Origin of the sequence: Muribaculum sp., from assembly GCF_029051885.1 — a bacterium.
Taxonomy (GTDB): Bacteria; Bacteroidota; Bacteroidia; order Bacteroidales; family Muribaculaceae; genus Muribaculum.
The window spans coordinates 1-16,080 of record NZ_JAIDKI010000102.1 but is presented as its reverse complement, the minus strand read 5'-3'; the positions used below and the strand labels follow the sequence as shown (position 1 = coordinate 16,080).

General features: G+C 56.2%; 12 protein-coding genes. All 12 read left to right on the top strand.

Annotated elements, in window-relative coordinates:
* Positions 1 to 92 precede the first annotated feature (92 nt).
* The 12 genes from mraY (at position 93) to era (ending at position 14,416) form a co-directional block, all read left to right on the top strand.
* Entirely contained in the window at positions 93 to 1,352 is a 1,260-nt protein-coding gene (mraY, locus tag K2I50_RS04575; RefSeq protein WP_301025046.1) for a phospho-N-acetylmuramoyl-pentapeptide-transferase, read from the top strand.
* 14 nt (positions 1,353 to 1,366) lie between these two features.
* The gene (gene murD, locus K2I50_RS04570; RefSeq protein WP_301025045.1) at positions 1,367 to 2,740 is read left to right on the top strand and encodes a UDP-N-acetylmuramoyl-L-alanine--D-glutamate ligase; all 1,374 of its coding nucleotides are present in this window, start codon (positions 1,367 to 1,369) and stop codon (positions 2,738 to 2,740) included.
* A gap of 66 nt (positions 2,741 to 2,806) precedes the next feature.
* Complete coding sequence (locus K2I50_RS04565) at positions 2,807 to 4,171, top strand: FtsW/RodA/SpoVE family cell cycle protein (RefSeq protein WP_301025044.1); 1,365 nt, start codon at positions 2,807 to 2,809, stop codon at positions 4,169 to 4,171.
* A gap of 13 nt (positions 4,172 to 4,184) precedes the next feature.
* Positions 4,185 to 5,285: an undecaprenyldiphospho-muramoylpentapeptide beta-N-acetylglucosaminyltransferase gene (murG, locus tag K2I50_RS04560; protein ID WP_301025043.1), complete on the top strand. Its 1,101-nt coding sequence runs from the start codon at positions 4,185 to 4,187 to the stop codon at positions 5,283 to 5,285.
* Positions 5,282 to 6,658 (top strand): UDP-N-acetylmuramate--L-alanine ligase, encoded by a 1,377-nt coding sequence (locus K2I50_RS04555; protein WP_301025042.1) that lies wholly within the window; start codon positions 5,282 to 5,284, stop codon positions 6,656 to 6,658. The genes murG and K2I50_RS04555 overlap by 4 nt, the downstream gene beginning before the upstream one ends.
* Positions 6,659 to 6,708: 50 nt before the next feature.
* Positions 6,709 to 7,701, top strand: a complete 993-nt coding sequence (locus K2I50_RS04550) for a cell division protein FtsQ/DivIB (protein ID WP_301025041.1) — start codon at positions 6,709 to 6,711, stop codon at positions 7,699 to 7,701.
* A gap of 43 nt (positions 7,702 to 7,744) precedes the next feature.
* Positions 7,745 to 9,070 carry a cell division protein FtsA gene (gene ftsA / locus K2I50_RS04545; RefSeq protein ID WP_301025040.1) on the top strand — a complete coding sequence of 442 codons (1,326 nt, stop codon included), beginning with the start codon at positions 7,745 to 7,747 and terminating at the stop codon, positions 9,068 to 9,070.
* Between the two features lie 50 nt (positions 9,071 to 9,120).
* Positions 9,121 to 10,509 carry a cell division protein FtsZ gene (gene ftsZ, locus K2I50_RS04540; protein ID WP_301025039.1) on the top strand — a complete coding sequence of 463 codons (1,389 nt, stop codon included), beginning with the start codon at positions 9,121 to 9,123 and terminating at the stop codon, positions 10,507 to 10,509.
* Entirely contained in the window at positions 10,509 to 11,216 is a 708-nt protein-coding gene (locus tag K2I50_RS04535; RefSeq protein ID WP_301025038.1) for an SAM-dependent methyltransferase, read from the top strand. Before ftsZ ends, K2I50_RS04535 begins: the two co-directional genes overlap by 1 nt.
* Before the next feature lie 25 nt (positions 11,217 to 11,241).
* Positions 11,242 to 12,291 carry an MBL fold metallo-hydrolase gene (locus K2I50_RS04530; RefSeq protein WP_301025037.1) on the top strand — a complete coding sequence of 350 codons (1,050 nt, stop codon included), beginning with the start codon at positions 11,242 to 11,244 and terminating at the stop codon, positions 12,289 to 12,291.
* 67 nt (positions 12,292 to 12,358) lie between these two features.
* The gene (locus tag K2I50_RS04525; RefSeq protein ID WP_301025036.1) at positions 12,359 to 13,447 is read left to right on the top strand and encodes a mannose-1-phosphate guanylyltransferase; all 1,089 of its coding nucleotides are present in this window, start codon (positions 12,359 to 12,361) and stop codon (positions 13,445 to 13,447) included.
* Between the two features lie 78 nt (positions 13,448 to 13,525).
* A complete protein-coding gene (gene era, locus K2I50_RS04520) occupies positions 13,526 to 14,416 on the top strand; it encodes a GTPase Era (RefSeq protein ID WP_301025035.1) in 891 nt (296 codons plus the stop codon).
* The last annotated feature ends 1,664 nt before the right edge of the window (positions 14,417 to 16,080 follow it).

Below are 16,080 nucleotides of genomic sequence, written 5' to 3'. Positions count from 1 at the left end.
CACTTCGACGACCGCGAGGTAGTAAAAGAATTCCTCCAGTAAACACCTCATCCCTCCCCCACTATAAATTAACTCCCCCTCCAATATACGCAGTGATATACTATCTTTTCCAGTGGCTTGACGATTTCGGCGTGCCGGGTGCACGCCTGATGGACTACATCACCTTCCGCAGCGGATGCGCATTGGTGCTGTCGCTATTTATCGCCGTGATATTCGGCCGTAAAATAATCGACCGCCTGCAGATGATGCAGGTAGGCGAGATAATCCGTGATCTCGGTCTCGAAGGCCAGATGAAGAAGACAGGCACCCCTACAATGGGTGGCGTCATCATCATCATCGCCATTCTCGTGCCGTGTCTGCTCGTAGGCAATATCGGCAACGTCTACATGGCCCTGATGCTGATTGCCACGCTGTGGCTCGGTGTGCTCGGCGGCCTTGACGACTATATCAAAGTACACCGCCACGACAAGGACGGACTGAAAGGAAAATTCAAGATTGTAGGCCAGATAGGACTCGGACTCATGGTAGGCCTCACAATGGTGTTCAGCCCCGACATCGTGATGCGCGAGAATGTCGAGGTACGCAATGTCGAGAACAACGAAGTGGTAATCGAGTATGTACAGGAAGATGTAAAGACTCCCCAGACCACCATCCCGTTTGTCAAAAACAACAATTTCGACTACTCCTGGCTCACATCCTGGATGGGACGCGGAGCAATAGCCGGCGGGTGGGTACTCTTTGTGTTCGTGGTGATATTTGTGGTCACGGCCACATCCAACGGTGCCAATCTGACCGACGGACTCGACGGACTCGCCACAGGCACTTCGGCCATCATAGGCACGGCACTCGCCATAATGGCATATCTCGGAGCCAATGTCATATACTCCTCCTACCTTAATATTATGTACATCCCGGGCTCCGAAGAACTGGTGGTGTACATGGCCGCGTTTATCGGCGCTCTCGTAGGATTCCTCTGGTACAACGCATACCCCGCACAGGTATTCATGGGCGACACCGGAAGCCTCACTATAGGCGGCATCATCGCCGTATTCGCCATTCTTATACGCAAGGAACTGCTCCTTCCGATATTATGCGCGATATTCTTCGTCGAAGACCTCTCGGTGATTATCCAGGTAGCATACTTCAAGATTACCAAAAAACGCTACGGCGAAGGGCGAAGGGTGTTCAAGATGACCCCCCTGCACCATCATTTCCAGAAGCAGGGAGGAGTCGTCACGGCCCTGATACAGAAACCGATGCAGGCTATTCCCGAGTCGAAAATCGTGACACGGTTCTGGATTGTGGGCATAATGCTCGCGGTCATCACATTTGTCACCCTCAAAATCAGATAACAAGACACTACAATATGACATCCAACTCGACAAATAATCGCAAGCGCCTGGTTGTACTCGGAGGCGGAGAAAGCGGAGTCGGAGCCGCCATCCTCGGAAAAGAAAAGGGGATGGACGTATTCCTCTCCGACTACGGAAACATCCCCCCTCGCTACGCCGCGCAGCTTGAAGCCGAAAACATACCGTTCGAACAGGGCGGACACTCCGAACACCTCATACTCAACGCCGACGAGGTAGTAAAAAGCCCCGGCATACCCCCTACGGCCCCTATAATGGTGAAAATCGCCGAAAAGGGTATTCCGGTAATATCAGAAATCGAATTCGCCGGACGCTACACCGACGCCAAGATGGTATGTATCACCGGCTCCAACGGCAAGACTACCACAACACTGCTGACATACCACATACTGCGCGAAGCCGGCATAAATGTCGGGCTCGCCGGCAACGTAGGCCGTAGCCTCGCCCTGCAGGTAGCACGCGAGCACCACGACGTCTATGTCATCGAGCTGAGCTCGTTCCAGCTCGAGAACATGTACGACTTCAAGGCCAACATCGCCGTGATGCTCAACATCACCCCCGACCATCTCGACCGCTACGACTACAAGATGCAGAACTATATAAACGCAAAGTTCCGCATCATCCGCAACCAGACCCCCGAGGACGCATTCATTTTCTGGCAGGACGACCCCGTCATCGAGGCTCAGCTGCGACAGATTACCATAGAAGCCGCCAAATACCCGTTCAGCGAGCATATGGGCGAGGACGCCGCAGCATATGTCGACTCACTCGACAACCTCATCATCAACACCCCGCGCACATCCCTTGCAATGCCGCGCAAGGACCTCTCGCTCCACGGACTGCACAATCTCTACAACTCTATGGCCGCCGGACTGTCGGCATGTCTGCTCAACATACGCAAAGAAGACATACGCCGCGCCCTGGAGGACTTCGAGGGTGTGGAGCACCGTCTGGAATTTGTCGCCGATATTGATGGCGTGCGCTATATCAACGACTCCAAAGCCACCAACGTCAACTCATGCTGGTATGCCCTCGAAAGCATGCCCCACGGAGGCAACGTAGTCCTTATCCTCGGAGGAAAAGACAAAGGCAACGACTACTCCGAAATCGAGCCGCTCGTACGCACCAAAGTAAAGGCAATCGTGGCAATGGGACTCCACAACGAGAAAATCATCGACTTCTTCGGCGACAAAGTGCCGGTAATCCGCGACACTCATTCTCTACAGGATGCTGTCGACGCATGCGCCGAGCTGGCAACCGCCGGCGATACCGTCCTGCTGTCGCCATGCTGCGCCAGCTTTGACCTGTTCAAAAGCTACGAGGACCGCGGATGCCGGTTCAAAGATGCTGTAAAAGCTCTTAAGAAATAATCCCGCTCCTCCCAAATCATCATATACTTCCACCCGGGCCTCACTCCACCCCACAGCTCTCCGGCAATGATACTCGACAACAATACGACAACAACCGAATCAAACCCCTTCGGCAATATAGCCGCCGCAGCTACCAAGGCCATACCTTCGTCTACGGCCTCTACATTCCGACGCCACGGCGACAAATACATATGGGGCGTATACATAGCCCTCTGTATAATCTCTATCATCGAGCTGTACAGCGCCTCGTCGCGCGAAGTAGCGTCGGCCGGTGTCTATGGCCCTATCGTGCGACACCTGAGCATGCTCCTCGCCGGCTTCGGCATAGTGTGGACTCTTGAGAGGATGCACTACAAATGGTTCTATGCGCTGGCCTACGTATTCGTAGGATTTTCCGTGCTGCTGATGATATATATCACATTCTTCGGCGATATCATCAACGGAGCACGCCGCAGTGTCACAATCGGACCACTTGCCCTGCAGGGAGCTGAATTCATCAAAATGTCGGCCGTACTGGCCATAGCGAAGATAATGGGCACCTCCCAGAAAGCCAAGAGCATAGGCGTGGAGACTCGCGCCGTGGTAATCTCCGGGATAGTCATAACCATATTCTGCGCGCTACTCCTGCCCCAGGGACTCACCAACACGATTCTGCTCACAGGCATAGCCGCCGCCATGATACTGATTGGAGGCACTGAGTGGAAAAAGGTGCTTATGCTCGGAGCTGTATTCGCGTTCCTTATGGGATGTGTGGTGGCATACAAGTTTCTCGGCTCCTCCCATGAAAAGAAGTCCGAGCTGACAGAGGCCGTGGCTCAGACCGGAGGCACCGAGAGTGTGGCCGGAGCACGCGAAGGCACATGGACAAAACGTCTCGACCGCTTCTTCGGCGATTCCATTCCAAAGTATGAGATGGAGATTACCGCCGAAAACCGACAGGAGATGCTATCCTACATGGCTCAGGCCAACGGCGGCCTCTTCGGTGTATTCCCCGGCAACTCGCGTGAGACAGCCCGTCTGCCACTCGCATTTTCCGACTACATCTACGCCATTATCCTCGAGGACATCGGGTTTATTGGCGGCACTCTCCTGCTCGGACTTTATCTCACACTGCTTGCCCGAGCGGGAATGATAGCACAGAGGTGTCACCGCGCCTTCCCTGTAATCCTGCTGATGGGGCTGGCGGTCATGATAGTATTGCAGGCCCTGTTCCATATGGCTATAACCACCGGCACCTTCCCGGTGTCGGGACAGCCGCTGCCGCTCATCTCCAAGGGTGGCACATCGATTCTCATAACATCAATAGCATTCGGCATGATGCTCAGCGTAAGCCGTACCGCCGTGCAGAACGGCACATCGCAGCAGATAAAGGAAGAGCTCAACGCCCTACCCGAAGAACTTCGTGCCAGCAACCCAGTAGAACTGAGATAGTACATACCGACCTATGAAAGTACTTATAAGCGGGGGTGGCACAGGCGGCCACATATTTCCCGCACTGTCAATAGCCAATGCGTTGCGCCGGCGTATGCCCGACGTAGAGATACTCTTTGTGGGCGCCGAAGGGCGCATGGAAATGGAGCGCGTCCCGGCTGCCGGATATAAGATTGTCGGACTCCCGGTAAGCGGCTTCGACCGCAAGCGTCTGTGGCGCAATTTCAGCGTACTGATGCGCTTATGGCGCTCGATGCGCATGGCAAAAAAGATATTGCGCGACTTCCGGCCCGATATAGCCGTAGGAGTGGGCGGATATGCCAGCGGCCCGATGCTCAAGGAAGCGCAGAAACATGGCATACCCACCCTCATCCAGGAGCAGAATTCATATGCCGGAGTCACCAACAAACTGCTCGCCGCCAAGACCGAAGCAATATGTACGGCATACCCCGGAATGGAACGCTTCTTCCCGGCCGACAAGATATTGCTGACGGGAAATCCCGTGCGCTCGGCAATCACAGAAGCCTCGGCAATAAGCCGCGACGAGGCATGCCGTGAGATGGGGCTCCCTGCCGACAGGCCTGTCATACTCGTTGTGGGCGGCTCGCTCGGAGCCCGCACAATCAACGAGGCGGTAGCCGCATCGCTCGACGCAGCCCGAAATGCAGGTGCTTTCATCCTGTGGCAGACCGGAAAGTACTATGCCGACCAGTGTGCCGCCATAGCCGCAGGCCATGACGACACGGTAAAAGCCGTGCCCTTCATCTCGAGAATGGATCTCGCCTACCGTGCCGCCGACCTTGTCGTATCGCGTGCAGGCGCAGGCACCATATCCGAGCTCCAGCTACTCGGCAAGAGCGCCATACTGATTCCTTCGCCCAATGTAGCGGAGGACCACCAGCGTAAAAATGCCGAAGCTCTGGCATCGCGCGACGCGGCGGTAATGATTCTTGACTCGGAGGCTTGCCGGGAACTTCCCGGAGCACTCACCTCGCTCCTTGCCGATAAAGATGCTCTCGCACGACTCGGACGTAACGCCGCAAAGATGGCGCTTCACGACTCCGACGAAAAGATTGTCGACCGTATTATTTCGATTGTAACAGACAGAAAATGATTAAGAAAAAGATATATTTCGCCGGTGCAGGAGGCATCGGAATGGCCGCGCTCGAACGCTATTTCCTGTCAAAAGGGCTGCGTGTGGCCGGATATGACCGTACTCCATCCGACCTCACCCGCGCTCTCCACGACGAGGGTGTGGAGATTACATTCGACGCCTCTGCCGAGGCTATCCCGGCCGACTTCCGCGGATGTCCCGACGAAGTGACTGTAGTATATACCCCCGCTCTCCCCGACTCACATCCACAGCTCACATACTTCCGCGACAACGGCTATGAAGTAATCAAGCGCGCGGCAGTGCTCGGCGCCATCACACGCGACTCCAAGGGGCTCTGTTTCTCAGGCACCCATGGCAAGACCACCACTTCGTCAATGGCAGCCCACCTGATGCATACGTGCGGCATCGGCTCCAACGCATTTCTCGGAGGCGTATTGCGCGGCTACGGCAGCAATCTGATGCTCAGCGCCACATCGCCCTATTCTGTAATCGAGGCCGATGAGTTTGACCGCTCGTTCCACCATCTCTCACCCTATGTCGCGGTAGTCACAGCCACCGACCCCGACCATCTCGACATATACGGCACCGAAGAGGCCTATCTCGAAAGTTTCGCCCGATTTACCGAACTGATAAAGCCCGGCGGCAAACTGCTGCTCCACACCGGACTGAAGCTCAAGCCCCGTCAGGGAGCCGACGTAGAGGTATTCACCTACTCCCGCGACGAGGGCGACTTCCATGCCGCCAACATACGCCGTGGAGAGGGCCATCTGTCGTTTGACCTCGTAACCCCAGGCCGCACCATTACCGGCATCGACCTGGGCGTACCCGTGGATATCAATATCGAAAATGCAGTAGCCGCTATAGGAGCATGCCTCCTCACAGGCGAGGACATATCCGACGACGACATACGCAAGGCCATGGCTACATTCCAGGGTGCGAAACGCCGCTTCGAATTCTGGCTGCGTGAGCCATCGCGGGCAATAATCGACGATTACGCCCACCATCCCGACGAACTGCGGGCATCGATTGCCTCGGTCAAGGCCCTCTATCCCGACCGCAAACTGACCGTAGCATTCCAGCCCCACCTCTACTCCCGCACCCGCGACTTCGCTCCGCAGTTTGCCGAAGCCCTGTCAATGGCCGACTCAGTGATACTGCTCGACATCTATCCTGCACGCGAAGAGCCTATCGAGGGGGTGACATCAAAAATCATATTCGACCGTATCTCCACTCCCGACAAAATAATGATTTCTAAAGAGAATTTGACAGAAACAATAAAAAGTTGTAACTTTGAGATATTATTGACCGCAGGGGCCGGCGACATATGCGCCAGCCTTCCCGCAATCGTCGATGCTGTCGGCCACAATGGCTGACATGCAGCGACTTAACGCATATATACCCATCTCTCCTCCGACATAAGACAATGAAAAAAACAGTACGCTGCATAATCACACTTCTACTGCTCGCCTACGTGGCGGTAGCCGTATCCTGGTCGCACAGCCGCGCCGACGAGATGATGTGCCGCGGACTTCACATCGAGGTCGACGACTCCAGAGGCTCCCACTTCGTCACAGCCCGCGAGGTTGCCTACGAACTTGGGAACATGGCTAAAAGCCCGTCGAAACGCCGCCTCGCTGACATTAACACCGACAGCATGGAGCGCCTGCTCAACAATATCGACAAAATCGAGCGCGCCGTATGCACAAAGCTCACCGACGGTACCGTCAACATTGACGTCACTCCCATGCAGCCCGTGGCCAGGATATTCGAAGGAAAACATTCCTACTACATCAACAAGGATGGAAAACGCATATCTGCCACCGCACGCTACCATACCGACGCGCCGATTATCTACGGTCGGTTCGACTCGACAATGAGTGCTGTCGACATGCTCCCTCTTCTGCGCTATATCAGCTCCGACTCGGCATGGTCGGCGCTGATTACATGTGTGAAAGTGGACGGCCCTAAAAATGTGATTCTCGTGCCGATGATTCATGGTCACGTAATCAATATAGGCGACATAAACAACCTCCCCGACAAGTTCAAACGAATAAAAAGAGCCTATCGGGAGATACTTCCGGTAAAAGGCTGGAACTTTTATGACACCATATCGGTTAAATGGAAGGGGCAGATTGTCGCGACGCGACGCGCGAAGAAACTCAACACTGCCATAAGCGCGGTGGATTTCGAAGCCGAACGCGAAGCGCCCGACGTCGGGACAATGCTCGTAGGCGACTCGGTACTCATATCCGACAACCAGTCGATAAAGACAAGACCGGCCCACAAAGTGGCAGCCATCGCCGACACAATGCGACGCCCCAAGCTCACACTTGAAAAAAACGCTCCGGGAGCACCGAAAAAAACGACTCCAAAGAGTGCCGCACAAAAAAACGGAAAAAAGAACAATCACTCCTGATTCCTCCTCATCAATCACAACACAGTAAAACTACATTCCAACTATGGAACCGACATATATCGCAGCAATCGAGATAGGAAGCTCACACATCCGCGCCGCAGTAGGCCGGGTAGACGAGACCGGCACACTCTCCGTGCTCGGAGTTGAAGAGGAATGCGCTATCGACGCGGTCCGCTACGGAGCGGTGCAGAACGTCGAGGAGGTCAGCAACCGCATCAGCAAGCTCAAGCTCAAGCTCGAAAACCACCAGACAATACACCCCCGCAAGATAAAGGCCGTATACGTGGCCCTGGGCGGACGCTCTACAATGGGAGCCTCGGCCACAGTGCAGCGCGCCTACAACGAGGAGACAGAGATTACAGCCGATGTACTGCGCCAGCTCAACGACGAGGCTCGCGCACAGGCATTCTCCGACCGCACGGTCGTGCAGGTGCTCCCACGCCAGTTTGTCGTCGACAACATGGACATAGCCAACCCCAGAGGCACATTCGGCCGCGACATACACGCCGAGTTCAACCTCATCACAAGCAAGCCGATGGTGCAGAAAAATCTCGTGCGCGCCATCTCCGACCGCCAGCAGCTGGCCATAAAGGGGATACTCGTGCGCCAGACCGCGCTCGCAGGCCTCGTGCTCTCTTCCGACGAGAAGAAGCTCGGATGCATGCTTGTCGACTTCGGTGCGGAGACAACCACGGTAAGCATCTACAAAAACGGCTTCATGACTTACTTCGCGACCCTACCGATAGGTTCGCGCTGCATCACACGCGACATAATGACCCTCGGCTACACCGAAGAAAAGGCCGAAGAGATAAAGCGCAACATCGGCGACGCCATAAATACCGAGCCGAGCATACGCAAACATGACTTCGACGGCGACCCCGTAGAAATCAACAATTATGTACGCGCGCGCGCCGGTGAGATTGCGGCCAATATTATCGAACAGCCCAAATATTCCGGACTGTCTCTTGCCAACGACCTCCCCGCAGGAATCATACTGGTAGGCGGCGGCTCGCGCCTGCGCGGATTCCCCCAGCTGCTCCAGTCGCAGCAGAGCAATGTGAAGGTGCGCCTCGGCAGCCTCCCTCCCGAGATACGCATATCCGACCCAAGGCTCCAGAGTATCGACACCCTGGATGTCATATCGATTCTGAACATCGCGGCCCGAGTGCCCCAGGAATGCACCGAACTGCCCGAACCTACCGTAGCCGTCGATTCAGCCTACGATGACGAGGATGGTCCTGGCATAAATCCCAAGAAAAACCGCGACAAGAAAAAGGAGAAAAACAAAGGCAACGGAGGTTCGTCGATCGACCGCTTCATGGGACGCCTCAGCAAATGGTTCCAGGAGCCTGACGACAATGACGAGTAACCCGCCATCCGCAAGTCCATCAAATCTCTTATCCACTGATTATTACCGACATGACAATCGAAGACATACCCAACGCATATGATGCCGGATTTGCAACCGGTGAGGATGAAGACGTTATCATAAAGGTGCTCGGCGTAGGCGGTGGCGGCAACAATGCCGTCAGCCACATGTTCCGGCAGGACATAAAGCATGTATCGTTCGTAGTGCTCAACACCGACCGCAAGGCACTGATGCAGTCGCCGGTACCCACCAAGGTACAGATTGGCAACGGTCTCGGCGCAGGCAACAAGCCCGATGTGGCGAGATTAGCAGCCGAGGAGAGCGCCGAGAAGATTGCCGAAATCTTCAACGACAAGACCAAGATGGTGTTTATCACAGCAGGCATGGGTGGCGGCACAGGCACCGGTGCGTCGCCCGTTGTGGCCCGTATCGCGCGCGACCGCGGACTCCTTACCATCGGTATCGTCACCATCCCCTTCCTCTTCGAGGGCACCAAGAAGATTATCAAGGCTCTTGAGGGTGCCGAGGAGATGAGCAAGTATGTCGATGCGATGCTTATCATCAACAACCAGCGCCTCAACGAGATATATCCCGACCTCAACGTCATCAACGCCTTCGGGAAAGCCGACGACACCCTCACCACCGCAGCCCGCTCGATTGCCGAGCTGATTACATGGGAGGATGTGCATATCCGCCTCGACTTCAACGATGTGGATACCACCCTGCGCAACGGCGGCGCCGCAATCATATCCACCGGATACGGCGAGGGAGAGAACCGTGTGACAAAAGCCATACAGGACGCGCTCAACTCTCCTCTGCTCAAGAACCGCGACGTGCTCTCGTCGAAGAAGCTCCTTTTCAACATCTACATCAACCCCGACATGGACTTCAAGATGGAGGAGACCGACGAGCTCACATCGTTTATCAGCTCAATCGACACCGATGTCGATATCATCTGGGGTATGTACTACGACCGCACTCTCGAAAACCGGGTGAAGATGACCATCCTCGCCACCGGATTCGAGATTACAATCAACGACACCAAGGACAACACCCGCTCTACATTCTTCGGAGGAAAGAAGGACAAAATCGACTTCGGCGAAAACAAGAATTCATCCGACGCCACCGAACGCATCCGTCAGGAATATGGCGACAAGGCCGTGGCCGGCATGGTAGAGCAGAAGACCAAGGCCAAATTCATTGTCCTCACACCCTCGCAGATGGACGACGACCGCTTTATCGAGGCCTTCGAAAAGAGTCCGACACATAACCGCAACGCCAATACCGCCAACGAAATCCGCGAGATAGGACGCAAGGGCTCCAATCCCGGCTCGGTGGCCGCCGCCGTACTGTCGCGCAACAGCGAGGCACCGCTTTCGTCGGGCTCTGCGCCGGCATCCTCACAGCCGGGCATGTCAAACCGCACAATCCGATTCTGATGGCCGGACGACTCTATCTCATACCCGTCCCTCTGTCAGAAACAGCGCCCGAACGCGTGCTTCCCGGCTACAACACCGGCATAGTGCGCGCGCTGCGCTATTTTGTCGTCGAGAATCTGCGCTCGGCGCGCCGCTTCCTCAAGTCGTGCGACAAGGCTATCGACATCGACAGCCTTACGATGGTCGAACTGAGCGAGCACACCCGGCGCGAAGAGGTCGACGCCATGTTGCGCCCCATTCTCGACGGTGCCGACTGCGGAGTGATATCCGAGGCGGGATGTCCAGGAGTGGCCGATCCGGGAGCCGACATAGTGGCCCTGGCCCAGCGCCACGGCATAGAGGTAGTGCCGCTCGTAGGCCCGTCGAGCATCATAATGGGGCTGATGGCCTCGGGATTCAACGGACAGAACTTCGCTTTTCTCGGCTATCTGCCGATTGAAAGCCACCGCCGCACAGCCGCCATACGCGACATGCAGCAACGCATAGCGCGCAACAGCCAGACCCAGATTTTTATCGAGACTCCATACCGCAACAACCGCCTCATACGCGAGCTTGCGGCCACTCTCCCCTCCGACATGCTGCTCTGCGTGGCCTCCGACATCACCGGGCCGCGTCAGTCCATCGTCACACGTCCAGTGTCGGCATGGGCGCGCGCAGAGTACAATTACGACAAGATACCCACAATATTCCTGCTATACAAAGCATAACCCCACCTACCGCCACCGAGAAGATATGGCTAAACGATCCAAATACACAACCCCCGAATTCCCCGGTCTGTTTGACGACCAGGAGCGTACGCCATATACCCCACATACGGTGCAGCCCGACATAGCGCGCCCCTCGACTCTGCTCGAGGGCGGGCTCAACGCGTTTCCGCGCCCGGTGGCGCCGTCATCTCCCCTTGGCCCCGTGGTGGCAAGACCGGTGCCCAACCGCATACGCTTCATGTCGCTCGGGTCGGGCTCGTCGGGCAACTGCTGCTATATCGGCGACTCACAGAGCGGATTTCTCGTCGACGCCGGTGTCGACGCGCCCACAGTGGTCGACACCCTGCGGCGCCACGGCATCAACATGCAGCACGTGAAAGGGATATGCATCACCCACGACCACAGCGACCACATGCGCTGTGTCTACACCCTGCTACGCAAACACCAGCACATGGCGCTATACTGCACACCACGCGCCCTGAGCGGTATCATGAGGCGCCACAGTGTGTCGCGCCGCCTGAAGGACTACCATGTGGCCATATACAAGGAGATACCCTTCTCGATAGGCAACTTCACCATAACGGCGTTTGAGACAATGCACGACGGCAACGACAATGCCGGATTCTTCATCCAGCACGACGACCGCGCATTCACCATCGCCACCGACCTCGGATGCATATCGCCGCGCGTCGACCACTATATGCGCCAGACCGACTATCTGGTCATCGAGTCGAACTACGACCTTGAGATGCTGCGCCACGGCTCATACCCCGAGTATCTGAAGGCTCGCATACAGACCGACAACGGCCATATGGACAATCTCGTGACAGCACGCTATCTGGCCGAGATATACACCCCAAGGCTTAAAAACGTGTTCCTCTGCCACCTCTCGCAGGAGAACAATACACCCGAGAAGGCCCTCGACGAGTCGAGAAAAGCGCTCGAGGGGATAGGCCTGAAAGTAGGCGAAGGCAACGACACTCCGGCCGACTTCGCCGCCGACATACAGCTGGTGGCACTGCCTCGCACCGGCGAATCGAGATTCTACTCATTCCGCCCCGCGCAGGACCGTTAAGCCGCCGCCGGCTGCTAAATCCCGAAATTTTACTTATCTCATTTCTCCCATCAACTTACCAACCTCTATGAGCAATCCACATCGTTATTGCGTGATTATGTGCGGAGGCATAGGCTCCAGATTCTGGCCCTACAGCCGTGCGGACCGCCCCAAGCAGTTTATCGACTTCTTCGGCACCGGACGTTCGCTGCTCCAGATGTCGTACGACCGCATACTGCCGCTCGTCGACAAAGAGCATGTGATTATCGTGACCAACGACCACTACGCACCACTCGTGCGCGAGCAACTGCCCGAACTCGCCGACCACCAGATACTCCTCGAACCGGCGCGCCGCAACACAGCGCCATGCATTGCATGGGCGGCCAACCATATCTATGCGCTCGACCCCGAGGCATCGATGATAGTGACCCCCAGCGACCACCTCATCACCCGCGAGCTTGAGTTTATCAACTCGATCGACCGCGGATTCTCGTTCGTGGAGAACAACAATGCCCTGCTCACTCTCGGCATCAAGCCCACACGCCCCGAAACCGGCTACGGCTACATACAGATAGGAAGCCCCGTGGAGGACACCGACGGCATACTCAAGGTGAAGACATTCACCGAAAAGCCCGACCTCGACCTGGCGAAGGTGTTTGTGGAGAGCGGCGAGTTCTTCTGGAACTCCGGCATATTCCTCTGGTCGGCCAAGGCCATTCTTGAGGCGATGCATATGCATGCTCCCGACCTGACAGCCACCTTCGACCGCGGCCTCGGCGACTTCGGCACGGAGCGCGAGCGCGAGTTTATCGAGCGCGAATTCCCCTCGTGTGTCAACATATCGATTGACTACGCCGTGATGGAGCGCGCGTCAAACGTGTATGTCGAGTGTGTCGATTTCGGCTGGAACGACCTCGGCACATGGAGCTCCCTCTACGACAACTCGCCCAAAAACCGCGACCAGAACGTGACCCAGAACTGCCGCGTGCTTGCCTACAACTCGTCGGGCAATATCTTTGCCGTAAAGGGCGAGAAACTTGTGGTGGCCAACGGTCTCCACGACTACATCATCGCCGATGCCGGCGACGTGCTGCTGATATGCCCCAAATCGGAGGAGCAGCACATCAAGCTCTACGTCAACGACGTGAAACTCACCTACGGCGACAAGCACCTGTAAGAGTCATTCCCACGGCCGGGCAACTTAAGCGGACGTTCGGACGTTATAGGTAGAGTACAACCAAAATTCAAGACACTAATGAACGAAAATCATAAATCAGGCTTCGTCAATATCGTGGGCAACCCCAACGTCGGGAAGTCGACGCTCATGAACGACCTCGTGGGCGAGCGCATCTCAATCATCACCCAGAAGGCCCAGACCACACGCCACCGCATAATGGGTATCGTCAACACCGACGACTACCAGATTGTGTTTTCCGACACCCCCGGCGTGCTAAAGCCCAACTACAAGATGCAGGAGGCCATGCGCGAGTTCTCAGAGGGTGCCCTCACCGACGCCGACGTGCTCCTCTACGTGACCGACGTGGTCGAGGACCCTACCAAAAACGCCGATTTCCTCGCCAAGGTGGCCAAGGAGACAGTGCCGGTGCTGCTGGTCATCAACAAGGTCGACCTGCTCAAGGGGCAGGACGAGCTCGAGGCGACCGTGGCCCGCTGGAAGGAGCTGCTTCCCAATGCCGAAGTGTTCCCCACCTCGGCCAAGCTCCATTTCAACACCGACACCCTCATGGCGCGCATCGTAGAGCTGCTCCCCGTGGCTCCTCCATATTTCGGCAAGGATGCGCTTACCGACAAGCCGGCGCGCTTCTTCGTGACGGAGATAATCCGCGAGAAGCTGCTGCTCAATCTCGACAAGGAAGTGCCCTATTCGGTCGAGGTGGTGGTGGAGAAGTTCGACGAAAAGGAGGACGGTATCCATATCATGGCCGTAATCTATGTGGAGCGCGACTCGCAGAAGGGTATCATCATCGGCAAGGGCGGCACGATGCTCAAGAAGGTGGGCACCCAGGCGCGCAAGGATATCGAGACCTTCTTCGGCAAGCACGTGTATCTTGAGCTGTTTGTGAAGGTCGAGAAGGATTGGCGCAACCGCGACAACAAGCTCCGCGCATTCGGCTATATCGAATAATCTTTTTACCCGGTTTAATCGCCACATACCATATTGACGTCATCCGTCCCCATCGCCGGGGACGGATGATTTTTTTGTTTCCACCCCCCGGACGTGGATGCGATGGATGTGTGTGTTTAGGGGATGGAGGTGTATGTATTTAGGTGAGAGGCGGGTGAATTTGTGGAAGATTAGCGGATGGGAGCGATGAATTTGTGGATGTTAAGTCGCCGGGCTACGCCAGGCATGACATGGTGGAGACCACCCAACCCCACCCTGCAAACCGCTAACGCGGCTCTTGGGTGGGGCTAACGTTGTGGACGCCCCCAGAGGGGCTATGCGCTAACGCGGGGAGTTGCAAATGAAATCAACAAACAAGGGTGTTGCAAATGAAAACAAAACGGAGGGCACACATTTTTGGAGCGATGAAAACCCAAACGAACGGCAAATAAGGGGATATGTGGATATCACAACAAGCACGGATGGGGATGCGATGGCAACCCAACGGATACCACACAAGGGGCATGGGGAAAATGAAAATCCGGATATCATACGAATAGCGCGGATGGAGAATCCGATGGCACGGATAATCCAAAATTGGAAATGGAGATAGCACAACAAGCACGGAAGGCGATGGCAACCCAACGCGTTAGCGCATAGCCCCTTTGGGGGCGTCCACAACGTTAGCCTATGGTAAGCGCCGCGTTAGCGGTGCGCAGCCATAGGTCGCCAGGGGAACATACAAAGCGTGGGCCTGGCGTAGCCCGGCGACAATGATACAAAAAAGGGGAATGAGGCGGCCAACCCAACGGAGGGCACACATTTTGGATGGGAGGCGATGGCAACTCCCCGCGTTAGCGCATAGCCCCTTTGGGGGCGTCTACAACGTTAGCCTATGGTAAGCGCCGCGTTAGCGGTGCGCAGCCATAGGTCGCCAGAGGAACATACAAAGCGTGGGCCTGGCGTAGCCCGGCGACTAATGATACAATAACGGGGAATGAGGCGGCCAACCCCAATGGAGGGCATACATTTGGAGGGGTGGCGATGGCAACCCAACGCGTTAGCGAATAGCCCCTCTGGGGGCGTCCACAACGTTAGCCTATGGTAAGCGCCGCGTTAGCGGTGCGCAGCCATAGGTCGCCAAAGGAACATACAAAGCGGGGGCCTGGCGTAGCCCGGCGACTAATGGTACAATAACGGGGGCGTGTCGCCGGGCTACGCCAGGCATGACGGGGTGGAGCCACCCAACCCCACCCTGCGAACCGCTAACGCGGCTCTTGGGTGGGGCTAACGTTGTGGACGCCCCCAGAGGGGCTATGCGCTAACGCGGGGAGTTGCAAATGAAATCAACGAGGCATACATTTTTGGGGCGATAAAAACCCAAACGAACGGCAAATAAGGGGATATGTGGATAGCACAACAAGCACGGGAGGCGATGGCAACCCAACGCGTTAGCGCATAGCCCCTCTGGGGGCGTCTACAACGTTAGCCTATGGTAAGCGCCGCGTTAGCGGTGCGCAGCCATAGGTCGCCAGGGGAATATACAAAGCGTGGGCCTGGCGTAGCCCGGCGACAATGATACAAAAAAGGGGAATGAGGCGGCCAACCCCAATGGATGGCACACATTTTAGATGGGATGCGGGGGATACACAAGACACTAAAACACATCTGCCGCTGCGGACGAG